Origin of the sequence: Marinicella meishanensis, assembly GCF_019931145.1 — a bacterium.
GTDB classification, from domain to species: Bacteria; Pseudomonadota; Gammaproteobacteria; order Xanthomonadales; family Marinicellaceae; genus Marinicella; species Marinicella meishanensis.
In genome coordinates this window covers 97,510-124,412 of the sequence record NZ_JAIOUV010000008.1, presented here as the reverse complement: position 1 = coordinate 124,412, position 26,903 = coordinate 97,510, and the positions used below count along the sequence as shown (strand labels likewise).

At 51.6% G+C, this 26,903-nt stretch carries 22 protein-coding genes; 16 read left to right on the top strand and 6 right to left on the bottom strand.

Annotated elements, in window-relative coordinates; all coding sequences use genetic code 11:
- Window positions 1-36: 36 nt before the first annotated feature.
- The gene (locus tag K7G70_RS14035; RefSeq protein WP_223789290.1) at window positions 37-447 is read left to right on the top strand and encodes a hypothetical protein; all 411 of its coding nucleotides are present in this window, start codon (window positions 37-39) and stop codon (window positions 445-447) included.
- Here the strand turns inward: K7G70_RS14035 and K7G70_RS14030 are convergent, their stop codons facing one another.
- Window positions 448-909 carry a DUF3429 domain-containing protein gene (locus K7G70_RS14030; protein ID WP_223789289.1) on the bottom strand — a complete coding sequence of 154 codons (462 nt, stop codon included), beginning with the start codon at window positions 907-909 and terminating at the stop codon, window positions 448-450.
- A 677-nt stretch (window positions 910-1,586) separates the two neighbouring features.
- Window positions 1,587-2,411, bottom strand: coding sequence for a hypothetical protein (locus tag K7G70_RS14025; protein WP_223789288.1), 825 nt, complete (start codon window positions 2,409-2,411; stop codon window positions 1,587-1,589).
- A 206-nt stretch (window positions 2,412-2,617) separates the two neighbouring features.
- Between K7G70_RS14025 and K7G70_RS14020 the strand changes: the two genes are divergently transcribed.
- Entirely contained in the window at window positions 2,618-3,145 is a 528-nt protein-coding gene (locus K7G70_RS14020) for a tetratricopeptide repeat protein (RefSeq protein ID WP_223789287.1), read from the top strand.
- Window positions 3,146-3,166: 21 nt separating this feature from the next.
- Here the strand turns inward: K7G70_RS14020 and K7G70_RS14015 are convergent, their stop codons facing one another.
- From K7G70_RS14015 to K7G70_RS14000, 4 genes are all read right to left on the bottom strand, one after another.
- Complete coding sequence (locus K7G70_RS14015) at window positions 3,167-4,774, bottom strand: cation:proton antiporter domain-containing protein (RefSeq protein WP_223789286.1); 1,608 nt, start codon at window positions 4,772-4,774, stop codon at window positions 3,167-3,169.
- A 9-nt stretch (window positions 4,775-4,783) separates the two neighbouring features.
- Entirely contained in the window at window positions 4,784-5,653 is an 870-nt protein-coding gene (locus K7G70_RS14010) for a universal stress protein (RefSeq protein ID WP_223789285.1), read from the bottom strand.
- Window positions 5,654-5,798: 145 nt separating this feature from the next.
- Window positions 5,799-8,642 carry a golvesin C-terminal-like domain-containing protein gene (locus K7G70_RS14005; RefSeq protein ID WP_223789284.1) on the bottom strand — a complete coding sequence of 948 codons (2,844 nt, stop codon included), beginning with the start codon at window positions 8,640-8,642 and terminating at the stop codon, window positions 5,799-5,801.
- A gap of 61 nt (window positions 8,643-8,703) precedes the next feature.
- Complete coding sequence (locus tag K7G70_RS14000) at window positions 8,704-8,937, bottom strand: hypothetical protein (RefSeq protein ID WP_223789283.1); 234 nt, start codon at window positions 8,935-8,937, stop codon at window positions 8,704-8,706.
- A gap of 331 nt (window positions 8,938-9,268) precedes the next feature.
- Here K7G70_RS14000 and K7G70_RS13995 point away from each other — a divergent pair, with 331 nt between their 5' ends.
- The 14 genes from K7G70_RS13995 to K7G70_RS13930 all read left to right on the top strand — a co-directional run bounded on the left by K7G70_RS13995 (window position 9,269) and on the right by K7G70_RS13930 (window position 26,899).
- Window positions 9,269-10,765, top strand: a complete 1,497-nt coding sequence (locus tag K7G70_RS13995) for a CoA-acylating methylmalonate-semialdehyde dehydrogenase (protein ID WP_223789282.1) — start codon at window positions 9,269-9,271, stop codon at window positions 10,763-10,765.
- 12 nt (window positions 10,766-10,777) lie between these two features.
- Window positions 10,778-11,953 carry an acyl-CoA dehydrogenase family protein gene (locus K7G70_RS13990; RefSeq protein WP_223789281.1) on the top strand — a complete coding sequence of 392 codons (1,176 nt, stop codon included), beginning with the start codon at window positions 10,778-10,780 and terminating at the stop codon, window positions 11,951-11,953.
- Complete coding sequence (locus K7G70_RS13985; protein WP_223789280.1) at window positions 11,953-13,059, top strand: enoyl-CoA hydratase/isomerase family protein; 1,107 nt, start codon at window positions 11,953-11,955, stop codon at window positions 13,057-13,059. Before K7G70_RS13990 ends, K7G70_RS13985 begins: the two co-directional genes overlap by 1 nt.
- Window positions 13,060-13,069: 10 nt before the next feature.
- Window positions 13,070-13,966 carry a 3-hydroxyisobutyrate dehydrogenase gene (gene mmsB / locus K7G70_RS13980; protein WP_223789279.1) on the top strand — a complete coding sequence of 299 codons (897 nt, stop codon included), beginning with the start codon at window positions 13,070-13,072 and terminating at the stop codon, window positions 13,964-13,966.
- A gap of 173 nt (window positions 13,967-14,139) precedes the next feature.
- Complete coding sequence (locus tag K7G70_RS13975) at window positions 14,140-14,700, top strand: RNA polymerase sigma factor (RefSeq protein ID WP_223789278.1); 561 nt, start codon at window positions 14,140-14,142, stop codon at window positions 14,698-14,700.
- 101 nt (window positions 14,701-14,801) lie between these two features.
- Window positions 14,802-17,210: a serine/threonine-protein kinase gene (locus K7G70_RS13970; protein WP_223789277.1), complete on the top strand. Its 2,409-nt coding sequence runs from the start codon at window positions 14,802-14,804 to the stop codon at window positions 17,208-17,210.
- A gap of 114 nt (window positions 17,211-17,324) precedes the next feature.
- Window positions 17,325-18,185, top strand: a complete 861-nt coding sequence (locus K7G70_RS13965) for a leucine-rich repeat domain-containing protein (protein ID WP_223789276.1) — start codon at window positions 17,325-17,327, stop codon at window positions 18,183-18,185.
- 29 nt (window positions 18,186-18,214) lie between these two features.
- Window positions 18,215-20,260 (top strand): ArnT family glycosyltransferase, encoded by a 2,046-nt coding sequence (locus K7G70_RS13960; protein WP_223789275.1) that lies wholly within the window; start codon window positions 18,215-18,217, stop codon window positions 20,258-20,260.
- A 13-nt stretch (window positions 20,261-20,273) separates the two neighbouring features.
- The gene (locus K7G70_RS13955; protein WP_223789274.1) at window positions 20,274-21,119 is read left to right on the top strand and encodes a c-type cytochrome; all 846 of its coding nucleotides are present in this window, start codon (window positions 20,274-20,276) and stop codon (window positions 21,117-21,119) included.
- A 97-nt stretch (window positions 21,120-21,216) separates the two neighbouring features.
- Complete coding sequence (locus K7G70_RS13950) at window positions 21,217-22,050, top strand: amidohydrolase family protein (protein WP_255590313.1); 834 nt, start codon at window positions 21,217-21,219, stop codon at window positions 22,048-22,050.
- A gap of 108 nt (window positions 22,051-22,158) precedes the next feature.
- The gene (locus tag K7G70_RS13945; RefSeq protein WP_223789273.1) at window positions 22,159-23,568 is read left to right on the top strand and encodes a hypothetical protein; all 1,410 of its coding nucleotides are present in this window, start codon (window positions 22,159-22,161) and stop codon (window positions 23,566-23,568) included.
- A 13-nt stretch (window positions 23,569-23,581) separates the two neighbouring features.
- Window positions 23,582-25,162 (top strand): CSLREA domain-containing protein, encoded by a 1,581-nt coding sequence (locus tag K7G70_RS13940; RefSeq protein WP_223789272.1) that lies wholly within the window; start codon window positions 23,582-23,584, stop codon window positions 25,160-25,162.
- 70 nt (window positions 25,163-25,232) lie between these two features.
- Window positions 25,233-26,306, top strand: a complete 1,074-nt coding sequence (locus K7G70_RS13935) for a serine hydrolase domain-containing protein (RefSeq protein ID WP_223789407.1) — start codon at window positions 25,233-25,235, stop codon at window positions 26,304-26,306.
- Between the two features lie 86 nt (window positions 26,307-26,392).
- Window positions 26,393-26,899 (top strand): hypothetical protein, encoded by a 507-nt coding sequence (locus tag K7G70_RS13930; protein WP_223789271.1) that lies wholly within the window; start codon window positions 26,393-26,395, stop codon window positions 26,897-26,899.
- Window positions 26,900-26,903: the final 4 nt, after the last annotated feature.

The window sequence follows — 26,903 nt, the reverse complement described above, 5'->3', positions numbered from 1 at the left end:
TTTTTGCCCCCATAATCCAGCCCATTGGAGTCATGCATGAAAAGTTGGACTGAAAAGTTGGCACAAGCAAAGGTGCCGCTGAAAAAGCACATTGACAAAGCGTTTGCCGGGATGCCAGCCGGTTGTTTGATGTACATCTCCACGCCGCAAGAAATCAATGCCTTTGTCAGGCAACTGCGTCCCGGTCAATTGATCTTGCCCAAACAGCTCAGGGCCCAACTGGCGAAGGACCATGCGGCCGATCACACCTGTCCGGTGACCACCGGTATTTTTTTGCGCATTGTGGCCGAAGCGGCCTTGGAGGAACTGGCCCAAACCCAGAACCTCAGCGCCATCACCCCATTTTGGCGCGCCATTGATGCCAATTCACCGTTGGCCAAAAAGCTCAGTTGTGGGCCTGAATTCATTGCCGATCTACAGATCGAGGAAGCAACGGCAGCCCATTGATCACTGGTTGAGCAGCATCAAGCCGACCAAAGTGGTCACCACCAGCACCGTGATGCGCAGCCGCAAGCGCCAGAACCAAGTGGGGATCATGCCCTGTTGGTGGGCGTGGCGATCGACCCACAGGGCCAACAAGAATGCCACGGTGATGAGCAGCATGCCCATCAGACTGGCGAAAGCAAACAGGCTGAACCAAGCCATCAAGGCCAGCACATTGCTGATGATGAAGTATTGTTGGTCGGTGGGTTGGTTCAGAGAAACGCCCCATTGGATGCCGGCCAAAAAGGCCACAATCACCGCACCATAGGTGTGTGCCACCATGTATGACTTGAAGCGGGCAAACCGCAGTTCGGTGCCCAGCACTGCGTTGAGGTCAAAAAATCCATAGGCAGCCACGGCCAAAGCATAGAGGAAGGGGAGGGCGCCCAGATAGGTCAGCCAAGTCGGTTTGCGGACGGTGTTCATGCCTTCAGATTAGCGACAGGGCTGTCAAAAAGGCGTCGTTTTGCCCGACTGGAAGTGGAATCAGTCAACAATCCACCCATTTGATGAGCGTGGCTGGTGGCCGGGGTGTGAAATAAACGATGAAAGTTATGTGCGAAAAAACCCAAATAAGTTCATGATTGGTTCATCTTTCCATGATAAAATTTGAGTGATTGAGGAGGATGGTGATGTTACACACTCTGATTACACACACCCTTCGTATCACTGTCCCCCTCAACGCTCTCTCAGGTCTCAATACTTAAATTTTGTAATAAGTATTTCAACTCAGAACCCATTGTCGCTGTTTATGACAAAAAAATCTACCGCAATTTCTTGCGGTAGAAATGTGCATATAAATATAAATTATTTTTTCATACAGGACAAATATTCCAGCCACTGTTCGGTGTTTGAATCTCCTCCAGAACCGTCTCCATTGCCTTCGGTTTGGTCTCCGCCGGAGCCATCACCATTGCCTTCGGTGGTGTTGTCGTCATCACCGTCGGAGCCATCTCCGTTACCAAAAATGGTCAGACACTGTGCTTGGATTAAGGGATTGTCTTGAAGGGGTTCGCCGCCAGAACCATCACCATTGCCGGCGAAAGAAGGGGAAGCGGTGGCTATGCAAAAAAAAGGCCTGTCAATTTTAAGTTTTTCATGGTTTATTCCTCATTCGGATTGATGTTATAGACAAAAGTCGAAACCCCGAGCTCAGCGCCCGTTTGTTCGACCCTATTTTTTTCAAATTCCGTTTTGACTTCGTGGCTGTCAATCAACTGTTGGACTTCCAGCCATTGTTTCCTTAACAATTTCTTCAATTCGGTGCGGACTTCATCGTGCTTATCTGGGTCGATGTGCCAGGATCGGTAGGTCTGTTGAAAGTTATCCTCGGCCGGACTGGAGGCTTGGTAATTGCGGATTAAGGTGTGGGTGAACCGTTCCATCACATTGGTGAACAAGCCCAACATCTTTTCCTTGGTGTTGATGTGGTTGGTCGGTACTGAACGAATGAACTTGATGGTGTTGTCTCCCACCCGCTCAATGATGCCCCGTTTGATCATGTAATCCAAAAAACTTTGCGAGGTCAGTTGTTTGGTGGACGGTTCCAAGCGATAAAACAAACCCGTGAATGAATTGTGGCTGCCCTTGATCTTCATGGTCATCTGTTCGTTGCGTGAACAGACTTTTTTCACGGCCTCGATCATTTCCCCAAAAAATGACTTGATGGCAAACTGGCGGTTCTTTTTCACCCCTTTCAACGTGTTCTCAATCACCGTTTTGGTGAACCCCGTGTTCATGATGATGTCACTGACCCGGTTGGTCTCGCCGTCAACGTATTTGATGTAGGCATCAACAAAACTTTCGATGAATCGCTGGCCATTGATGTCCATCTCGTAAAAGAAGCCGCTCAAGGCTTGAAAATACTGTTCGGCCAGTTGGTAGCCGTCATAGGTGTGGTTGAGTTTGGTTTGTTGGTCGTGTGTCATGGTGTTTACCGCAGGCTTTTACGGTAGTTTATCATGGCTGTTATTTCTGTGGTGAAAATGGTGCATGTGATTTGCTGAAAAAATCACAAAAAAACGAAAAAAACTCAGATGGTGTGCTGGGCAGGGTATCAGCTGACCGACAGCGGCTGCCAAGTGACCCACGATTGGCTTACAATGGTGTTTTCAGCAGCGCATGAGGTGCGGTGATGTGGCAGCAACAAATCAATCAAGCCTGGCAATGGCTCCAAGCGGGCCGCTTGTCAGCTGCGCATGACTTGTTGCGCTCCTTGTATGAGCAGGCCAAGCCAGCCGATGATCCGCCCAGGCTGTTGAGCGTGATCGGCAAATGGGCCCATGTGCTACTGGACATGGGCCAGTGCCAGGCCGCGATGGATTTGTACGCCGAGGCCATTGACTTGGCCCAGGACCAAAACGACGATGCACAGTTGGGGTATTATTTGCGGCACCAGGCAGACGCGATGCGCATCGATGATCCGGAAGCGGCCCTGGCTGTTTACCACGAAGCCTTGGCTTGCTTGGATTCCAAAGCCGAGCCGTTGGCTTGGGCCAATGCCTTGCGCGGCCGTGCCCTGTCACTGGAACACACCGGCCAATGGCAACTGGCGGTGGCTGACTGGCAACAGGCGCTGGCGGTGTATGCGGCATCGGGCATCGCTGAAGGGGTCAGCGAAGCAACTGATAAAATCAAGTCACTGCAAGCCCAGCGACCCTGAACAACCCTCAAGGCGAATACATCAAGATGAAAGGGGTTTGGTTTGGGCCATGGCATGCACCGCAAAACCGGCGCCGGCTTCGGTGTGCATGTTGAACACGGTGTCCACCCCGGCCGCTGTTAACTCGGCCATTTCGTCAGGAAATTTGGCGGTGGCAGCGATCTGTCCTTTGTAGCCGGATTCCTTGAGCAATTCAACCACCGTCAGCGTGCTGCTGAATTTGGGCAACGTCAGCAACACCAGTGTCAAATGATCGGCTTGGTTGACCCGGTCCCAAAAATCCGCATCACTGGGGTCACCCAAAATCACATGGCGGTCTTCGGCACATTGGTTGGCCACCGTGCGGGCATCGATGTCGATGCCCACCAACCGCCCTTGGTGGGTTTGTGAAAGTTGGTCATAGGTGCCGGTACCCACGGCGCCCATGCCGATCACCGCAATTTGGGCTTGGCCCAGATCCACCAGTTGGTCATTGGGCAAACGGTCGGCTTTTTGCCACCGTTTCAAATGCCGTCGATAGCGGGTGTACAGGTTATTGGCTTGACCGCTGAGCACCGCTGAGACAATGAACGAAACCGCAATGGTCAGGGCCATGGTGGTCAACCAGCTGGTGTTGACCCAACCATTGGCGACGCCAATGGCCACCACGATCAAACCAAACTCACTGAAATTACTCAGGTTGACGGTGGACAACAGCGCGGTTCTGGCCCGCAGTTTGAATTGCAAAAACAAGACATAAAACAGCCCACCCTTGAACAACAACAAAGGCGTCAACAACAGCGCCAGCAGCACGGTTTCGGTGTTGGGCGTGCCGCTCATGCCCACCGTCAAAAAGAAACCCAACAAGAACAGGTCTTTGAAGCCCAACATGATTTTGGCCAATTCTTCGGCTTTCGGGTGAGGGGCGATCATCACCCCCAAAATCAAAGCGCCCAAATCGCCTTTGACCCCCACCAGTTCGAACACTTCAGCACCGCCAATGGCCAGCAAAAAACCATACAGGATCAACAGTTCGCCACGTCCGACCCAGTCAAACAAGCGGATCAACAGGGGCCGCAGTGGTATCAGCAGCAACAGGGCCAAAGCCCAAATGGAAGGGATTTTACCGGTGGAAGCGGCCAAAAAGATCACCGCCAGGATGTCTTGGATGATCAAGATACCGATGGCAATTCGGCCATGGAATGAGTCCATTTCGCCTTTGTCTTCCATTGATTTCACCACAAACACGGTGCTGGAAAAGCTCAATGCGAACGCGATCAAGGCTGCTTGTTGCCAGGCAAATCCGGCCAAACTGTCCAAGCCCCAATAGGCCAACAACAGCAAGCCGGTGGTAACGGCCAACACCACCAACAGGGTGTGTATCAGGGTGACGCCCCAAACCTGCGGTCGCAGGATGTTGCGGATGTTGATTTTCAGACCAATGGTGAACAGCAACAAGGTGATGCCGAGATCGGCCATTTTTTGCAGCAGGTTTTCATCCACTTGGCCTTGGGTGCTGAGTAAAAAGCCGGCCACCAAGAAACCGACCATGGGCGGTAAGCCAACGCCTTTGCTGAGCAGGCCCAAAACAAAGGCCACGCCGATCCACAGCAAATCATTCAAGGCCAAAGCGACCCAGGCCACATCCATCGACCGGTCTCAGCGATGCAACATGAAAACCGGGATGTCCGCCTCGTCCAACATGTGTTGGGTGACGCCACCAAAGATTTGCTGGCGTAAGCGACTGCGGCTGTAAGCGCCCATCACCAACAAATCGGCGCCACTGGATTGGTACCCGGCCAATATGGCTTGCTGGTCATTGCCTTGCTTGACTGGGTGGTGGTCGGCGGTGATGCCCCAGTGGGCCAGGTAGGCCTGTAAATGTGCGGTTTTGGGCCCCAAGCGATCTTCTGGGCCGTGGGTGATGATGCAGACCTGCTTGGCCTGCAGCAGCAATGGCATGGCGGCTTTGAGTGCCGCGGCGGCTTCGGGGCTTTGGTTCCAGGCGATGGCGATGTGCTGACCGACTTGGGACATGGGGGTTTGTGGCAGCAACAACACCGGACAAGCCGATTTCAACACCGCATTGTCCATGAATGTTTTGGCCACACTGTGGCCTTTTTTATTGGGCCTGGACACCACAATCAAATCCGAAACCGGTCCCCAAATGGAAAACAACTTGTCCGGAGAACCCACTTTCTCAGTCCAAATCGCACAGGCTGCGCTGCGGGGTTTGCGGCTGACCTCGAAACCAGCTGCCTGGGCCATTTTTTCAAACAGGGCGCGGGCTTTGACCTGATCACCTTTGGCTGGATTTTGTTGCAATGTGGCCTCCCAGGCCAAGTCATATTCATCCGGGTGCAGCAAGGAATCGGCAGCGGACAAATCCAAATCGACGGCTGAGTCAGCATGTGGCCGGATGTGACAACCGGTGACGTGGGCATCAATGAGTTGACTTAATTTGAAGCCTTGTTCCAGTGCCAAGCCACACTCGGGCGTGTCACTGACCGGGATGAGGATGTTTTTCATGTGGTTTCCTGTGGTCGTGGTGAAAAATGCCTTTGTTATCCAACAAAAGTCCGAATGCGTTGAATCATAGCATGGACTGGATGACAGCTGATTGACGCCGATCAAACTGTGGTCAAAATGGTGGGCGCTGGGAACGGCTCAGGCCTCATTCAAAAGCAGAGGCAAAAATCAGGTCACTGAAATGGGGCACGGCAAAATAATCCAAGGCGGCAGCCATCAAGTCATGGCGGCCCGCTGCGGCGACGATGGTCTCAAAGGGAAAGCCCAGATGAATGACTTGGTAGGTCCCGGTGTCAACGTAAGTACAAGCGGTTTGCTGACCCAAATATTCAAGACAGGCACTGCTGCCATTGATCGGACTGATGACATCTGGAAACTCAACCCGATAAGTGGGCCCGGTGCCGTCATCAAACAACAGGTTGCTGAGGTGGGCAAAGGGGGAGCCTGGTAAGCCGTCAGCCGTGAAGGTGTTGGCGTCATCGGCGCTGTAGGTCGTTTTCAGGGTGTTGTGGTAAAAATCTTGATCGGCTGCATTGCCCAAGAAATCCAAATCCCAGGCGATTTCAGCACCACTGATGAACAGTTTACCGCCGGCTGACAGGTAATTGTTTAAGGCCAATTGTTCACTGGCATTGAGGGTTTCGCCGAGGCTGGACTCTTCGCCCAGGATCCAAAACACGGCGGCGTGTTCGGTGGGGTTCAACGCCCACAGGGCGTCTTCAATCAGTTCGTTGCTGATGCCATCAAAGCCGACACCCGATTCATCGATGGCCTCACCGTGTTGGATGATGTAATCAAAGGTGTTCATCTGGCTGAGGTACATGCGATCGACAAACCCACCGATGTCCGGCATGTTTTGATAGATTAATTGGCCCGAATTCAAGCGATCAAAGCCATTGACCACCAACACCCTGGATTCGTTGGCATGGGCCACCCGTGCCGCCAAAGTCTCGGTCGGTAACGACACGCCACCGGCATTGCGGGCTTTGACTTGGACATACTGCACCTGGCCCGGCGGCATGCCGGTCAGCTGTAAACCGTTGCTGGCTGCCGGGATGCCTGGCGCAAAATTTTTGCCATCGGTCGACAAGAACACCAGAAAATCATCGGCCGCATCACCGCCCAGATCCTGGTTGTCGGTGGCCGCTGCCTGCCAGTCGATGGTCAATTCACCGGGGGTGGTTGAGGTGACCTGCAAGTGGGTGGGCGGTTCCGGTAACAAGGTGTATGACAGGCCATCGCGGGTGGCAAAGTATTTCACAATGCCTTGATAGATGGCCCGGGCCGCGAGGCGTCTGAATTGTGGGTGGCGCAAGGCATCGGCGTCTTGGGCGTTGTCATGGAAGGCCATTTCCAACAACACCGCGGGCATTTCGTCGTTGTGTGAGGGATTGACCTCCCCAAAGTAGGCCGAACGTTTGCCGCGGTCGGTCCAATTGCTGTCCCAAGCGCCCCTGATGTCATTGATCAACTCCTCATGGATGGCGGTTTGCAGTTCTGCCGAGCCGGGGTGGGCTTGGGTGGTGTCATAGGTGCCATCGGGTGGATTGGCTGAATAGATGTAGGAACTGGTGCCTCGGGCATTGCCGGTGGCGGCATTTGAATGCCAGGAGACATACACCGAATCTTCGCTCGAGTAGTGCTCCCAGTCGGCAAAGCGTGACCGGGCCGAGACATCACCTCCGGCATACACCGAAGCGCTGGCGCCCTGGTACTGGGTCCAGGTGCGGGCCCCTTCTTCCCAGCGTGGGTGGCCACTGAGCACCGTGTGGTATTGGCCCAGGATGTCACCCATCCCACCACCAATGCGCACGGCATCGGCCGATACGGTGGTGCCGGCTGCAGCCGATTGATTGCTCAAGCGGATGGCATGATCACCACCGGCGGTGAAATAAAAATTGCCCAGGTGATTCCACACATAGCGGTGCTTGGTTTGGTCCACCAGCACGGTGGATTCAAGGCCGCCATGTCTGACGGTGTAGCGGGCGTCATGGGGCCGGTTACCGATGCCTGAATAGGACACGTACACGTCATAATGGCCAGACTCGGTGATCACCGGTGTCCACACCGCTTGGGCCGTTTCAGTCGGGTTGGTGGTGATCAGGCGGTCGCTGCCACCGTTGTCGCGGAAGGGGTCATTGCTGGCGCTGTATGGTGCCTGAAAATTGGCAAAACCATTGGCGCCGCTGTCGCTGAACCAACTGGCGTCACCGATTTCTTGGTAGCTGCCATTGGCTGGGAAACTGTTGCCATCGGCGTCATCGACGATGACCATTTGGGTGTTGAGGTCGCGTTCACGCAAAGTGAACACCTCGGCGCCAGCCCCAGCCAGGTACTGCAACAAATACTGGTTGATGCCTTCGGCGTTGACAAAATCCTCGACAATGTCGTGGGTGATGCCGCGCTGGGTCGACCATTGGCGAAAATCGTCATAATCGATCCAACCATGGGCTTGCGAAATGAACAGGGTTTTGTCACTGAGGTCAGTGGCGGTGCCGCTTGAGTGTACTCTGATGCTGGTGTCGTCGGGTTTGTTGGGCACCGGCTGGATGTTGAGGAAGTTAGACAAGGCCACTTTTTGGCCGCCATGCCACACATTGAGGTGTATCCGGCTGGCCGTTGGTGCCAGCCAATCCAAATTCAAATCCAACAAGCGACTCAATTGGTCCAAAGTGGCTTCATTCAAGCCCTCATCGAGCCAGTTTTTGGGTGGGGCCAAGGTGATGATCAGGTCCTCACCAAGCAAGGCGGCCGCGGTGACCCGGGTGCCGGCGGGCAGCAAGTCAGATTGGTCGCGAAGGCCGTGGTTTTCCAACAGCATTTGGGTTTGTTCAAGCAAAGTCGCAGAGGCCTGGTTGGTCTCTGGATGGTCTGAAAATTGGCCTTGTTGGGCAATGATTTGGGCCTGGACCGTCGCCGGTGTGGCCCACAGCAAGCAGCATGCGCAAATGCATGACCCAATGAATGCGGCTGGATGATTCGGCTTCATGTCAGCATTATACACACAACCCCATGGTCTTCAGATCACCGGGGTTCACGCTTGACTGGCCTTATTTGATCGGCTCACATTTGAAGGTTTGTCGAGGCTTGCCGGTTTTTTTGTCGTCATCGGTTGATTTGATCACAATCTCGGTGCTGTAAACCGGCTCATAACCGATGGGGCACTGGGGTTGCAGTTCCCGATTGTTGGCATTGGTCGGGTCCAGCGGATCGATGGGATCGCTGGCACAACCAGCCAGCAGCAGCGCCATCAAGGTGGCTTGTGTGGTGTTTTTTGGGTTCATGATTCCGCTCTTTTTGTGTGTTTTTTGGATTCTAACAGAGCGGAAATTATGATTGTGTGAATTCGTGCAAAAAAGTGTGGCTTTGAACAGCTGCTGATGAGGCAGCTTCTCATGTATTTTAAGCGCCATTGGTGGTACAATACCGGCGCTCAATTTAGGAGGTCAGATGGCACCGTCGGCTTCCTCAGGGGGACATCCTGTTTGGGCGCACAACAACATTCTGAAATTTTAATTTCTTGCAACACAACCCACACCCAAACCGGGCGTTGGGTTGTGGTGAGACACGCACACCGGTTCAGGGCGCGGCCCGCCGACAACGAAAGGTAAAGTTATGACAAATCAAGTTGCCATGTTTATTGACGGTCAATCCGTCATCAGTGAAAGCGATGACTGGATGGATGTGACCGATCCAGCCACCCAAGAGGTGATCAGCCGAGTACCGCTGGCCACCAGCGATGAAATGGAACGCGCCATCGCATCGGCGAAAAAAGCCTTTGAGACTTGGAAAGACGTGCCGGTGACCAAGCGAGCCCGCATGATGTTGAGTTTTCAACATTTGTTGAAAGAACACCACGATGAATTGGCCGAGATCTTGGCCGCCGAAACCGGCAAAAATTTAGAAGACGCCAAGGGCGATGTGTGGCGTGGTATTGAAGTGGCTGAACACGCCGCCAACATCCCGTCATTGATGATGGGCGAAACGGTGGAAAATGTGGCCTCTAAAGTCGATACCTACAGCCTGATCCAACCGCTGGGCGTTTGTGCCGGCATCACCCCATTTAATTTTCCGGCCATGATCCCGTTGTGGATGTTTCCGATGGCGATAGTTTGTGGCAACACCTTCGTGTTGAAACCATCTGAACAAGACCCCAACACCCCCATGCGTTTGGCCGAATTGTTCTATGAGGCGGGTTTCCCCAGAGACGTGCTGCAAGTGGTGCACGGTGGCAAAGACCAGGTCGACCAAATCTTGAATCACCCCGACATCGAAGCCATTTCCTTCGTCGGCTCGGTGCCGGTGGGTGAACACATTTACAAAACCGGAACCGACAACCTGAAACGCGTGCAAGCTTTTGCCGGTGCCAAGAACCACATGGTGGTGATGCCCGATGCCAACAAAAACCAAGTGATCAACAACATCGCCGGTTCGGCTTGTGGGGCTGCTGGACAACGTTGCATGGCCATCTCGGTGGCGGTGTTGGTCGGTGAGGCCCAGGAATGGATTGGTGAGATCAAAAACAAAATGGCCGAAATGAAACCCGGTTACTGGAAAAACCCCGAGTCGTTCTATGGCCCATTGATTTCTCCACAAGCCAAAGCACGGGTCGAATCATTGATCGCCAAAGGGGTGGAAGAGGGCGCTGAACTGTTGTTGGATGGCCGTGGTTTGGAAGTTGAAGGCTACCCCAATGGCAATTGGTTGGGCCCCAGCCTGTTTCACCACGTCACCACCGACATGCGCATTTACCAGGAAGAAATTTTCGGTCCGGTGTTGTGCGTGATGACGGCTGACAGCTTGGAAGAAGCGATCGAATTGATCAATGACAACCCGTATGGTAACGGCACCTCGTTGTTCACCTCATCCGGTGCCGCAGCGCGTAAGTTTCAACACGAAATCAAAGTGGGCCAAGTGGGCATCAACATCCCCATCCCCGTGCCTTTACCGTTTTTCTCGTTCACTGGATGGCGGAAATCGTTCTATGGTGACCAGCATGCCTACGGCAAACAAGCGGTGCGCTTCTACACCGAAACCAAAACCGTGACGTCGCGTTGGTTTGAGTCGGACATCCCCGATGACGCCGCACCCAACGCCACCATCAACTTATAAACAGGGGCGAGCATGAATTTTGAACTGAATGAAGACCAACAGGCCTTTGTCGACGCGGCCAAAGAATATGCCAGCAGTGAAATGGCGCCGCACGCCGCGCATTGGGACGAAACCAGTCATTTCCCGGTGGATGTGATCAAGAATACCGGCGAATTGGGGTTCTTGGGCATCTATTCACCCGAACAATACGGCGGCTTGGGATTGAGTCGCTTGGACGCGTCATTGATTTTCGAAGAGATGTCCAAGCATTGCACCTCAACCACCGCTTTTTTGACCATCCACAACATGTGTGCCTGGATGCTGACCTCCTTTGGCAGTGAAGCCTTGGCCGAAGAGTGGGGCACCAAACTGACCTCAGGTGAGTTGTTGGCCTCTTATTGCCTGACCGAGCCTGGTCATGGTTCGGATGCCGGCAACCTGAAAACCACCGCCAACAAAACCACCGATGCCAATGGCAATCAACAATACGTGCTCAATGGCAGCAAAACCTTCATTTCTGGGGCCGGTTCCACCGACATCCTGATCGTCATGGCCCGCACCGGTGAAGACGGACCCAGAGGCGTGTCTTGTTTCATGGTGCCAGCCGATGCCGAGGGCATCTCGTATGGCAAAAAAGAAGACAAAATGGGTTGGAACTCACAACCCACCCGCCTGATCACCTTTGAAGACGTGATCATCCCTGCCGGGAATTTGATTGGCCAAGAAGGGGAAGGCTTTAAATTTGCCATGAAAGGTTTGGACGGCGGCCGCATCAACATTGCTTCGTGTTCTTTGGGCACGGCGCAGGCGGCTTTGAATCAAGCCCAAGCTTATATGTTGGAACGCAAGCAGTTTGGCAAAACCCTGGCATCTTTCCAAGCCCTCCAATTCAAACTGGCTGACATGCTGACTGAGTTGATCGCGGCGCGCCAGATGGTGCGGTTGGCGGCCCACAAATTGGACCACAAAGACCCCCAGGCCACGGCTTATTGTGCCATGGCCAAACGCTTTGCCACCGACGTGTGTTTTCAAATTTGTGACGAAGCTTTGCAGTTGCATGGGGGCTATGGTTACATCAAAGAATATCCGCTGGAACGCCATCTGCGTGACACCCGGGTGCACCGCATCCTGGAAGGCACCAATGAAATCATGCGCCTGATCATTTCCCGCAAGATCCTGCAGGAAGGGGCCACCGAGGTGATCATCTGATGGCAGAATCAGTGGTCACAGAACAAGCCCATGCTTTGAGCGAAGCGATTCAATACAAAGTGGTTGAGGCCGAATTCGGTGGTTTGGGCAAAATCGTGTTGGACAAGCCCAAAGCGCTGAATGCATTGTCCACCGACATGATTGAAGCGATGCAGGCCTTGTTGGATGACTGGGCCAGCGATGAGCACATCAAAGCGGTGTGGATTGAAGGGGCCGGTGACAAAGCCTTTTGTGCCGGTGGCGACGTGGTGATGTTGTACCACTCCATGCAGGCCACCCCAGCCGGCGAAGTGCCCGCCAAAGCCCATGAGTTTTTCAGCAAGGAATACCAGCTGGACCAAACCATTCACCGCTATGCCAAACCGGTGATCATCTACGCCGATGGCATTGTCATGGGTGGCGGTTTGGGGGTGGCAGTCGGCGGCTCGCACCGCATCGTCACCGAACGCTCGATGATCGCCATGCCTGAAGTGACCATTGGTTTGTATCCCGATGTCGGTGCGTCTTGGTTTTTCAATCGCATGCCCGGACGGTGTGCCGAGTTTTTGGGCATGACCGGCGCGCGCATGAATGCCGCCGATGCCTTGTTCACCCGATTGGCTGACCACGCCGTGGCGACCGAAGATTTGGCTAATTTACAACTGGCCATTTTGGCGTCAGATGGTACCCATGCAGGCATCACCGAAGCCATCCAATCGGTGCAAATGGAGCAACGCGTGCATGAATCGGCCTTGTGGGTGAATTATGAATTGATCAATGAACTGATGGCGCCAGTGGACTTGGTCGATGTGGTACAGCAGTTCAAAGAGCTGGAAACCGACGACAAGTGGCTGGGATTGGCCGCCAAGGGTTTGATCCATGGTTGCCCCATGACCTTGCACCTGGTGCGCGAACAAATCAAACGGGCCAAGCACATGAGTTTGTCGCAGGTGTTTGCCATGGAATTGATCGTGTCGACTCAATGTGCCATGCACCCAGACTTGGCCGAAGGCATTCGGGCCTTGTTGATTGACAAAGACAACCAACCCCAATGGCAGGCCCAATCTGTGGCTGACATCACGCCAGCCGACGTGGCCGCCTTTTTTAGCCCACCAAAAACGTTATAATGGAATCATCATGAGTCAAAACATCGCATTCATCGGTTTGGGTAACATGGGTGGTCCCATGGCGAAAAACCTCATCAAGAAAAACTTCAAGGTCACGGTTTATGACCTGAACCAAGACGCCGTGGCCGAGCTCAAGGCCGCCGGTGCCAACACCGCCGGCAGCGCCACCGATGCCGTCAAAGAGGCCGATGTCATCATTTCGATGCTGCCCAACGGCGCCATCGTGAAATCATTGTACATTGGCAGCAAGGGTCTGATCAATCACCTGAAAAAAGACGTGTTGATCATCGATTCTTCGACCATTGCGGCCGATGATGCCCGGGCCGTGGCCAAAGCCTGTGAGCAACAAGGCATTGCCATGATCGATGCCCCGGTTTCCGGTGGCACAGCAGCGGCCGAAGCCGGCACCCTGACCTTCATTTGTGGTGGCCAACAAGCCCATTTTGAAGCGGCCAAAACCGTGCTCACTGCCATGGGTCGCAACATCTTTTATGCCGGTGCATCAGGGGCCGGACAAGTGGCCAAAATCTGCAACAACATGTTGTTGGCCATCCACATGATCGGCACCGCCGAAGCCTTGAACATGGGCGCTCAACAAGGTTTGGATCCGGCGGTGATGTCGGAAATCATGAAAGCCAGTTCGGGCAACAATTGGTCATTGCAGGTGTACAACCCGTACCCCAATGTCATGCCCAATGTGCCGGCCAGCAAGGATTACCAAGGTGGCTTCATGGTCGATTTGATGAGCAAAGATTTGGGCTTGTCACAAGAGTTGGCCGCCCAATCAGGCAGCGCCACCCCCCTGGGATCTTTGGCCACGCAGCTGTACCAAATTCACCGCGCCGGCGGTGCCGGCAAGTTGGATTTTTCCAGCATTTTGCAATTGTTAAAAAAAACACAGTCATAATCAACATATCAATATAGACAGTCATGGATATGGCTGTCGTAACGAAACACCATTGAAAAAAAGGACGCTGCGGTTCCCACAATGGTGTTTCGAATCAGTCGATAAAAATAATCCCAATTCAGGCTGGAAAAGCTTTAAACTGAAACGAATTTTCCTCTTTGTTAGGGCAGATCATGCATCCATTGTCCACAACCATGCGTTTGATTGATGGGTTCAAAGCAGGGCATTCGACTGCCAGCAATGGACTGATGGACATGTTTGGCCCAATTCTGTTGAAATGGGCGCATGGCAGGGTCCCGCATCACGCACGCAACCACCTGGAAACCCGGGATTTGGTACAAGACACCTTGGCCTTGGCTTTTAAAAATCACGACCAATTGAAGGCGGACAACCCCGGTGCCTTTTTTTGTTACCTGCGGCAGATTTTTTTGAACCAGGTCAAACAAGAGCTGCGCAAAAACAAGTTGTTCCAAGTGGCCCTTACCACACAATTCACCCATGATGAACGCATGGCTTATGAAGAAGACCTTCATGCCATGATGGCTTATGATGCGGCCATTGATCAACTCAGTGAAGCTGAAAAGCATGTGGTCATCATGCGTTTGGAATTTGGTATGTCGCACCAAGAAATAGCCGAGCTGACCGACCGCAAAAGCCCGGATGCGGCACGGGTTTATTTCAAGCGGGCAGTGAACAAACTGGCCAAGATCATGGCCAAAGACCATGAGGATTGATGTCTGATTGAACTTTTTTGTTCGGTTTTTGGGAAAGTCGCATCCATCGACATGACCCACCCAAATCCAGATTCTCAGACCCCAACAATATCTCAAACGGCATGAATGACATAAAAATAACCACCAAAGAACAATTGATCCATGCCATCGATCAAGGCACCCACATGGATGTGGACATGGGGGCAATTGCAGCATCGAGTTCCAAACATGAGGTGTTGGCCTTGTTGGCCATCGCCAAAATCACCACCAGCATCAAACAAAAGCAGGCTGATTTTTTGCAACACGCCATTCGACCCGGTGACCGTTGGGCGCACTTAGAAATCATTGAGAAAATTGGTGCCGGTGGTTTTGGTTCAGTCTACAAAGCATTTGACCGCATCTTACAAGCAGAAGTGGCGGTCAAGTTCCTGAATTCACACAGTCGCCTGCACATCTCAGAGGATGAGTTTTTACAAGAAGCCCGACTGATGGCCACGGTGCGCAACCCGCATGTGCTGGCCATCCATGGCGCAGCCACCGACCAAGGTGTATCCGGTTATTGGTCGGATTATTTGAACGGAGAGGTTTTGTATGACCGCATCCTCAGCACGGGTTTAAATCAAGACGAGCAGATCGGCATCATCAATCAATTGACTCAAGCGGTCAAAGCCACCCATGAATGCGCGGTGGTTCATGGCGACATCAAATCCCTGAATGTGATGTTACAGCCAAACCGTGGTGCCATCTTGTTGGATTTTGGTTCCAGTCGACATGGCGCCCAAGACCTGAAGCCTGGTGAAGCCACCCAAGCCAGCCCCATGGCAATGGCACCAGAACAATTCGAGGGGGCGGGTAACAGCCAGCCAGCTGACGTGTTTGCTTTGGGCCTGTTGTTTGCAGAAATATTGCTTGGTCAGCACCCTTTGATTGATGTTGATGAAGGACAGGTCAAAAGGCACATGACAGATTTGGCATCTGGAGCCATCGATTTGGGTGTGCCCAAAGCATGGCAAAGCTTGATTGCTACGATGCTCAGCCCACAAGCTGAACAAAGGCCAACGATTCAACAAGTGAGTGCACAAGTCACCAGAATTCAACAAGCGCCCCTGAAGCAGGCCAAGCGAATGACACTGGTATTGAGTTTTGCTTTGCTCATCGGCATCACAGTGCTCAGTCTTTACAACAATTGGCGCATCAGACAAGCCCAGCAACAAACCCAAACCATCAATGACATCATCGCCCAATCGTTTTTGAGCATCACACCCTATGAAGATGGGCGCAGTGTCAAATTGGTTGATGGGTTGAAACTGGCCAATGAACTCATCTTAACCGATCCAGTGCTGTCAGAGGAGACCAAAAAGGATTTGGCGATTCAATTGTTGACCACCCATCAGGCTTTGAGTGACGATGTTCATGTACTGTCCTTGGCTGAACAGGTGTTGGGCATGCCAGGGCTCAGCGAGCAGCAACTGATGCAAGTGCATTTGCTGCTGGGTCGCTACCATGCTCAGCAGCAACAATTCGAACTGACCAGTGAACACCTCAATCGGGTGTTGTCCATTCCGGCCGAAGAGCCAGAAGCCCACGATTTGCACTTGTCTGCCTTGGCCATGTTGATCCAAGATCACATCAGCACAGAACGTTTTGCTGAGATTGGACCACTGATGGATCAACTCAATGAACTCAAGGAACACAGTACAGGCGATCCGGAGGTGTTGGCGCAAATGGCCTATGTGGAAGGTCAATATCACAGCCGAAAATTCGCTCGCCAGCAGTCTCATGAAGCGTATTATCGGGCAGCCACTTACTATCAACAGCAACACCATGAAAACCACCACAGTGTTTTAACCAGCTTGTCGGCTGGCAGCACCCAGCTGACTTTGTCAGATGACGTCGAATCACGAAATCAGGGCATTGAAGAGTTGATGGCGCTCATCCCACGCATGAACCATGTCTTGGGCCCCAACCACATTGGTACCATCAAAACAAAGAGTAATTTGGGCCTGGGTTTGATCATGGCCGGACGAGCCAAAGAAGCATTGGAGGTGTTGCAGTCCAATGAAGCAGCGGTGCATGAAAAAGTGGGCGAGTTCAGCATTGCCAATTTGCGAGGTCAAAAGATATATGTGGCTTGGGCGTTGCAAGACAGCGGGCAAACTGATGCCGCTGAGGAGGCCTTTCGGACGATTCTTGAGCTGGTGAGCACGCACCACCCCAGTGACCACCATTCACGACTCAGGGCAGCCATTGATTTGTTGCATTTTTACCGCGAAACTGAACGTTTCAATCCAGCCGGACCATTGGTGAACGAGTCCCTTAGCCATGCCCAGCAGTGGTTTGGCGAAGACAGCCGCCTGTACTTAGAAATCAAAGCCATCGGCATTTGGCTGGGTTACCTGCAAGCGCACCCGGAGGCGCTGGCTCAGATGAGGATGTTACACACCCAATTCGTTGAATTATTTGGTGTCGAGGACCACCAAACCCTGTCCGTGGCCGATGACATCAGAAAAATGGAACTGGGTGAAAAATAAATATTCGCTTTTGCCACACACTTGCATCCACTGAATTGAATTGGGTTTGAATCTGGATCAGAACTTGGGTTCGATCAACCTAACCAGAACAATCATGATCAAGTGGGAGGTGGTATGCAAACAATTTTTTATTGGCGGGTGTTTTTATCGGGGTTGTTTTTGTGTGGCGGTGCCATGGCACAATTGAACGAAACCACCGTGTGTACACAGTCTGGGCTTGGTGTGCCGGTCATTGAGTGCGAAGCGTTGGTGGCCTTTTACAATGCCGGTCAAGGCGACGGTTGGAGTAACAATCAAAACTGGGGTGTACCGCCGGTGGATGACTGGGCTGGCATTTCCGCCATGAACGGACATGTGCGGATTATCGACTTTTCAACCATAGACGGTTACAGCGGGCCGCTGCCATCTGAGTTGGGTGACCTCACAGAACTGGAAAGCTTTGTTTTTGGATTCAAAGCATTTGAGATCACCGGAATTTTTCCAAGTGAACTGGGCCAACTGACGCAATTGATGTTTTTTGATGTGGTTGGCAGTCAACTGGTCGGCCCGATCCCAAATTCTGCGGGTCAGTGGTCTGACCTTACTTACCTCAGATTCACCGGCAACGATTTTTTGAATGGACCCATTCCAGATTCACTGGGTAACTTATCCAATCTTGAATACATGGATCTGAGTAACAACGCCCTGGAAGGTGAAATTCCTGGCACGTTGGGTCAGCTGGCCAATTTAGAGTATTTGAATCTTTCCACCAATCGGTTGACCGGAACCTTACCCGATGAATTCATCAACCTCACTGCTTTGGATGAACTGATCATCAGAGAAAATTATTTGGCGGCTGATGAAGAGGGTAATGCATTGATACCAGCGTCCTTGCAGTCATGGTTTGATGGTTTGTCATTGACCCTCACGGGTCAGCAACAAAATGATGTTATATTCAGTAATGGATTTGAAGCAATCAATGGGGGCATACCATGACAGATACAAGGCAAGCCACGGATGCTGGTATGAAAATGACCGTGCTTAAAGTTGGGCTGTTGTGCTTCATTGTGTTGTTGGCGGTGCTGCGCTCTTGGTACGGCACGCGACTGGACTCATTCACTGTGGATGAGCCGTTCCACATGGTTGCTGGCATCAGTTATGTGCAGACCGGTGATTTTCGACTCAACCCCGAACACCCTCCTTTGTCAAAGCTGTGGGTGGGGTGGCTGGCACCCGATGATTTTTCATTGCGGGCTTTTGAGCCTTTGAATGACAAGTATGCCGAGCGCAACCACCTCGAAGAAACCATGTTTTTTGACAATGATTTTGCACAAGCCCAACAATCGGCCCGATTGGCCATGTGGTTATTCAATGGATTGTTGATGGCAGTATTGCTGCTGTTGGTTTGGCACTTGTGGCGCTTCACAGCGGCCATTGTGGTGGGTTTGTTGATGGTTTTTGAGCCGACCATGGCCGCCCACATGCCGCTGGTCATGACCGATTTGCCGGTGTCATTGGCTTTGGCCATCAATGCTTTGACGGCCACAGGGTTTGCCCGACAATGGCGTTGGCATTGGGGCTTGGCATTGGCATTGGCCACCGGTGTTGCCTTGAGCACCAAATTTTCGGCCCTGCCAGGGGTGTTGGCGATTTATTTGGTTTTGGTGTTCTTGGCCCTCAAGTCCTTGGCACAAAAACGACACCAGCCAGCGCTCAAGCGATTGGGAGCCACTGTGCTGGTGGGTGTGCTCTCGATCCTGTTACTCTGGGCCAGCTATGGTTTTCAATACCACGCCAGCCCCGATGGTGGTGATCCTTTCAACCGTTCATTGACGGCCAAAATCGATGACCTGAGTAATCCAAGCATGCAATCGTTGTTGCTTGCGATCGATCAAAGCCGCCTGTTGCCCAAAGCCTATGTCTGGGGTTTGGCTGACACCATCAAAGCGGGCATTGAGGGCCGTGGGCGCTCCATGCATTTCGTGTATGGTCACAAGTACACCGGTGACCCGCCCTGGTTCTTTTGGCCAGCCAATATCATGGCAAAACTGCCCATCCCATATCTGTTTATGTTGTTGATGTGCGTTGTGGTGGTGTTGGTTCGTTCATTCAACAGATGGAACAAATCACCACCTCAGTCCATTCATCGCACCCATCAACCGCTGTTGATTCTGCTGTTCATGGCTGCGGCCTACCTATTGACCCTGATGAATTCTGCTGGCACGTATGCCGGTATCAGGCATGCTTTGCCATTGGTGGTGGTCATTGTGGTGTTCTGTGGTGTCATTGTGACGCATCACTGGCAGCCGCTGTTATCCAGATTAGCGGTGTTGTTCATCTTGGCAACGGCACTGATGACTGCTCGCGAAAGCCGCTTATGGGAATACCACAATGAAACCGCAGGTGGCACTGAAAATGCCTACCAATATTTTGCCAGCGAAGGTTTGGACCTGGGACAACGGGTGAAAGAAATTGAGGATTTCATCCAATCCAATGACCTCATGCAGCACAATCGTTTCAACTATATTTGGTTGATCAAAGAGGAATTGGAAGCCCGAGGGATACCCTTCTCAGAAAAACTGAGTGGCATTGATGATGATAATTATGAAGGGATTTTTGAAGGCTATTTCTTCATGAAAACCAGTGATTTGTTGCCTTGGGATGGCTGGGATCCAAGCCAATTGAACATGCTGGACTATGTGGATCGGATTGGCAATGTTTACATCATGAAAGGCCGTTATGTTGATCCCATGGACTGGGCACGTTTGATGCGCTACGAAGTGAGAAAGTACATCATGGAAACCGATGAGCCTGAATGGGAGAAAGTGGCGTTGCGACTCGAACAAGTGGTAAACATGATTGACATCCATTTCGATACTTTCGTGGATTTGGGTAATGCTTATGTGAAAACAAAAAAACGGTCACTTGCAATCGCCGCCTATCAAAATGCCTTGAATCTGATCGATGACAGCAAAGGCTATCGACGTAAAATATTGACCCAAATTGAGTTGTTGCAGTCCGGAGCAAACTGGTCTGATGTGGGCACAATACGCCCCGATAATTTGGAATGAGGTGGAGTGAGACATGATGAAAATGCTTTGGGTTGGTTTGACTCTGTTGATGATTGTGCCTATGCTGATCTACGTGCTCAGTGAAAATATGTTGTACAGCTACCAAGAGCCTGAAACTTTTGACTCCCCAATCATCAGCAGTCAAGCGAGGCAGGAACAAGGCAAAAAGGCGATGCGTATTCGCGGCTGCTTGAGTTGTCACGGTGAACAACTTCAAGGAATGGTCTTTGCCGACAAATGGCCCTGGGTCGAACGTGCGGTGGCACCAAACTTGGCCAAACTTGCCAGAAAACATGGCGTGTCAGAACTAGAACGTGTGATCAGGCATGGTATTGGTTTGAATGGTAAGGCCTTGTGGACCATGCCTTCATTTGGTTATGTCAACCTTTCAGATGAGGATTTGACTGCCATGATTGCCTACATGCGTTCGGTTGATGTGATTGATAAAACGTTACCTGAACCTAAATTGGGTTGGTGGGCTCGGTGGTTATTGCTTACCAATCAAATGCAGCACAGTGCAGCCTTGAGTACCCAAGTCCCAGCTTTGCAATTGAATTCGTCAACCCAACCTGCTTTGGCTCGTGGTGAATACATTGCCATGTCAACATGCAATGAATGCCATGGTCGAGATCTGCGAGGCGAAGTTTCATTGGGAGACTCATTTCCAAGCTTACTTGTGATGATCAAAGCCTATACACAAGAGGATTTCATCCGCCTGATGTCTGATGGTGTGGGGGTGGGTGAACGGGCGGACCTTGGATTGATGAGTTATGTAGCCAAAACCCGTTTTGCCTACTTTTCAGAACAGGAAGTTAAGGACCTTTATGCTTACCTCAATCATTTGTCAGAAAGTGATTAGATCATTCATCTGCTTCATGATTGTCATGCTGTCGGCTATGCCGCTGTTCGGATGTCAGGTAAATCAACGCTATACTGGTCCTATCATTGATGTGCACATGCATGCATTCGCCTGGAATCGTTATGGCAGTCCTCCGCCTAGGAATCCGGTCTCACGACAACTTCCCAGCGCGCAAAGCGATGCCGAGGTGATTGATCAAACCTTGGCAATCATGGCTGAGTTGAACATCACCAAAGCGATCATCAGTGGTCCGCTTGACGATGTGAGGAGGTGGCAGGAACAAGGGGGTGGGTCGTTCTTGGGAGGCTTGTATTACCACCCAAGGAATCCTTTGCCTGAACTGGATGTGGTGATTGCCGCTCATCAAAACAAGACCCTCTCTGTTTTTGGTGAGTTGGGCTTGGCATACGGGGGACTTTATCCACATGACCCCAGTTTATCACCGTATTTTGCCTACGCCCAAGAAATGCAGATTCCTGTGGGCATACACATGGCCTTGGGCGAACCCAATCTGGCCATTACCTGGGCTCCTGAATTCAGGGTGGATCAGGTCAATCCATTGGTGATTGAACAGCTGGTGTTGGCCTACCCTGAGCTGAAAATTTATTTGATGCATGCCGGTTGGCCATTTTTAGACAACACCAAAGCCATCATGTGCATGTTTGATCACATCTATGCGGATTTGTCAGTCATCAATTGGTTGTTGCCTGAGGCTGAATTCCAAGCCTATTTATTGGCTCTGATGAACACCGCTGGTGGGGAGTGCGACTTGTCGAAGCGGCTGATGTATGGTTCAGATCAGATGATTTGGCCTGACGCCATTCGGTTGTCGATTGAAAACATCCAAAACGCATCGTTTTTAAGTCACCAACAAAAAGCCGACATATTCTTCAACAATGCGGTGACATTCTTCGGCTTGGTTACCGATTAATCCTTTCTTGCTGAATAAATGTTCGGTTGTCCTGATTGAAGCATCTACCTGATTGTCTCCACAATTAATAGGTTTTGTATGTTTTTTTCAGTTAAAGATTCTGGTTTCATGAAAACGGTCTTGTTGTTGGTAAGCCTGTCATCAATGGTCGCCACTTCACAGGCAGATCTGATAGAAATTGGCAGCAATGACATGCTGGTCAGCCAAGTGGCAGGCACCGTGGATGATCCCAACATCGATGCCGATGATCCGGCCCTGGCACACAACCCCAACAACGACACGTTCCTGGCTGTGTGGGCCGAAAACTCAGACCCGGCGGGATTTGAAATTTTTGCCCGTCTACTCAGGGCCGACGGCATGCCGTTGGGTAACCAAGTGGTTATTTCGGACATTCCAGTCAATGATAATTTGACGGCGTTTGAACCCAAAGTGGCTTTCAATTCCATCCGCAATGAGTTTTTGGTGGTGTGGTTTGGCAATGATTTTGAGATTTATGCGAGGCGGGTGTCTCCAAACCTGACCCTATTGGGGCCTGAATTGCCAATTTCTGACATCAATCAATTGCCATCCAGAGGGGCCAGAAGTCCGGCAGTGGCATTCAATGACCTCAATGATGAATATTTGGTGGTTTGGTATGCAGATGACCCAGCAGCCGGTTTGGCGGATGACGAGTTTGAAATTTTTGGCCAACGGCTCAATGGTGATGGCAGCGAGATCGGCGACAACGACTTCCGCATCTCTGATGTGGCCGGCACCGGCGATGCTGACAGGATGGCCTCTCAAGTGGATGTGGCTTTCAACAGTGCCAATGCCGAATACCTGGTGGTCTGGGTTGCCGATGATAACTTGGCCGGTCAAGTGGACCAAGAGTTTGAAATTTTTGGGCAAATCTTGGACTCAGTTGGTACTGAAGTGGGAAACAATGATTTTCGAGTTTCATTCATGGGCGGCACCGGACTGATCGAATATGATGCACAAATGCCGGCGGTTGCACCGAACACCATCAATGGCGATTGGATGGTTGTTTGGTACGGTGATGACAACAACCAAGGTTTGATTGATGAAGAATTTGAAATTCACGGCCGGTTGCTCACAGCGGGTGGTCAAGACCTCACTGATTTCAGGGTTTCAACCATGGGCGGCACCGGTAATGGAGATTATCAGGCGTTTCGCCCTGATGTGGTTCACAATCCAGTGACCCGAGAATACGCGGTGAGTTGGCAAGGAGATGCCATCACCTACCAAGGCGGCGGTCCAACCAGCGATGAGTATGAAATCTGGGTGCATCGGGTGACCGAGTCAGGTGAACCTTTGTTGCGCTCAAGCGTGGTTTCGGACATGGGCGATGATGGTTCACAATTTGATGCCAGAACGTCGGCCTTGGCGGTGGATGCCCGGGGGGAAATCTTGGTGCTTTGGAATGGTACGGATGACGTCAACGGCGGGGCCATCGGTGAGTTTGGCGTACATGCGCAAAAATTGGCCGAAGTGCCCATATTCGCAGATGGCCTTGAGTGATTTGGAGGTCATCATGATGAACATCAATTTCCTGTACTGTTCTTGCTTCATTTTTTTGTTGTTCTTGGCAGCTGCCATGGATGCCAAGGCCGATACTTTCACCGTGACGCACACCGCTGATCCCGTCCCCCAAAATTGCACCACAAACAGCTGTTCGCTGCGCGAAGCCATCATCGCGAGCAATGCCTCCAACGGACCTGATGTGATTGTGTTACCGGATGAAGCCTACGAGTTGACCCTGACCGGTGCCGACAACGATTCCATGGTGGGAGACCTGGATGTATTGGGTGTGGTGACCATCACCAGTGACACACCGTCATCCGCCAATCAGTTTGAGATCATTGGTGACATGGGTGATCGGATTTTTGATCTACACCCGGGCGCTGCTTTGACCTTGAACCATGCAATCCTCTCTGATGGGCAAACCAACAGCGATGGTGGCGGCATCAAGGCCAATGGTGCCATTTTGCGGATTGAAAACAGTGACATTGTCAGTAACCAAGCCAACAGTGGTGGTGGCATCCTGTTGTATCAAAGCGATGCCGTCATCCGCTCAAGTACGATATCTGCTAACCAAGCGGATGACGATGGTGGTGGCCTGCTCATTGTCGACAGCACGGTGTTGCTGGATCAAGTCATCCTGTCTCTGAATCATGCCAGTTTCGGTGGTGGCCTGGCAACCGCTTACTTGTATAGTTTGAATGGCCAACCCAATGTGCACATCATCAACAGCAGTGTGGTTGGTAACCGAGCGAATGAAGGTGGTGGCCTGTGGGCATGGAGCCAGTTAGGCCAGACTGCAGGTTGGATCTTGGTGCAAAATACCAACTTTTGGAGCAACCAGGCCCAATCCAGAGGGGGTGGTATTTTCCATTTTGACACGCGGTTAGATATCGAAGGGTCAATGGTTTACTTCAACTTAGCCGAAGCTGATCAGCCCACCGGGGACAGTCATGGAGGGGGTATTTACACAGGTATCCCGTTTCAGTCGGGCGATCATGCCGATCTGAGTGTCACCGATTCTGCGGTGTTTTACAATCGAGCCGATGGGTCTGGTGGCGGGTTGTATGTGGCAGACCGGGCATCAATCAACAACACCACCATCAGCAGCAACGAAGCCAATGTATTCGCGGCCATCAACGCCACAGAAGGCAATTTGAGGTTGCTGCACGTCACCGCAGCAGCCAACCTCTCTGCCAATGAGGTGGACATTTACATCGGTCCTGGCACCGCGGGTACGGTACAAAATTCAATCATCAGTGGACGCTGTCAGACCGTCAGCTTTGTTGGCTTTGGCTCACTGGGTGGTAACATCGAGTCACCTGGTGACTCCTGTGGATTGGGCTCAGCACCCAACGATCAAGTGAATGTTTTCTCCCGCGCATTGATAGAAGAAGAATTGGCTGACAACGGGGGACAATCTTGGACCCATGCCATCCGATACCGGTACAGCCCAGCGGTGGGCAATGCCATACCCATAGCTGGAATCACCCATGACCAACGCCTGTACAGCCGCGATGCCGAACCCGATTCAGGTGCTCTGGAAGCGCAGGAAAATGAATTTCATTTGATTTTTGAAGATGGCTTTGAGTGACTCAAACGCCAAGTCAGAATCAATTCGCTGTTCAATTAACTGTTTGCTGCTGGGTTGCAGTTTGTTGGTGATGGGATGTGCTCAACACAAACGCCATACACCCATTGGTCAGTCAGACTCATGGGATGATGGATTTTGTGAGGCTTGGCCTGGTTTTCATGCGGTGTTGGTGGTCAATCTACAAAACGTTCAATTTGAACGATACTGTACTGGTGATGATTGGCGTCTGGGAGAATTTCTGGGCCCAGTCTCATTTAACAGAAACCGCTTGCATGATGTGCGTTCGATCAGCAAAACGATCACTGCATGGTTGGTTGGGGTGGCCATTGAAGAAAGGGACATTGTTGGTGTTGATCAGCCCTTACATCAGCTGCTCCCCAATCAATATGTGCCACAACTGTCAGGTCGCAAACAACAAATCACGCTGCGACATGTATTGACCATGACCGCCGGTTTGGCATGGGATGAAGAGACATTGCCCTACAGCAATCCTGAGAATGATGAGCGCCAAATGTCAGTCAGTCATGATCCAGCTGAGTTTGTCTTGCAAAAACCGTTGATCAGCGAGCCAGGCAGCCGATTCAACTACCATGGTGGCATGACCCATTTATTGAAGGTGGTGCTTGAAAACGTCACCGGTTTGGGTATTGAATCATATGCGCAATCCAAGTTGTTTGAGCCATTAGGCATCAAGCGGTGGCAATGGTTGGCCACAGGCAATGCCAGGCCTTCTGCCTATGCGGGTTTACGCTTATCACCCGATGCCCTGCAAAAAATGGCCAGATTGGTGCTGAATGAAGGCCAATGGGATGGGGTTCAAATCATCCCGTCAAAATGGTTGGCTGCGGTCAACCACACCCAAGTCAGTTATCAAGATGGCGAGGCACCGGATTTCGTCCTGGACCACGGTTATGGCTATCAAGTGTGGACCAACTCCATGCATGTCATGGACCAAATCCAGCCGGTCACCACGGCCATGGGCAACGGTGGTCAAAGGATTATTTGGTACCCCAGAATGGGCTGTGCAGTGGTGGTATTGGCCGGTGGCTATGGCGCTGAAAAAATGAACTGGTTGCCAGAATTGATGGTGCAGCACTGGTTGTCGCCGGTGGTCATGGGGTGTCGCCGCTTCGAGCCCAAATAAGTGATTATGTGTGGTTTGATGTTCGGTTTTTGTTTGATTGGCATCCATCCACATGTTCCAACGATATTTGAGTAACCGGATAAAAAATGAAAACTGCCACAATCATCGCCATGACCTTCCTCTCCATTCAAGCCAACGGGGCTTGCCAATTAACAGTTGCAGGAGATGAGCACTCACTGAATCATATTTGGGTCTTTGAACAGACCAATCGGTTCAAACCAGAAAAAATGGATTGGGTGATTTTTTGCCTACAGGAACCGTTGGCTGAATCGCAGCGAGACCCAGATAAAATCAACTCAGGCATTAATTTCAATGACTTGTATGGAATTAAAGTGGTTATGGAACCCCAAACACAAAAAATCTCCGAAGTCAGATTGAGTTGGCATGAAAACACCATTGCCATGATCAGCGGTGTTTTGGGTAACGTCAGTTTCAATGGCGAGATCATCAGCAACCACATCAATGGTGACATGCAGTCAACAGAGCCATTGTCAGCTCAGCAATCAACATTGATTAACGATGAAATGGTCTCAGAAAACCGGGTGTGGGGGTTCTCCATCCAGTTGGATCACCAAGTGCAAATGAATCAATGATTTG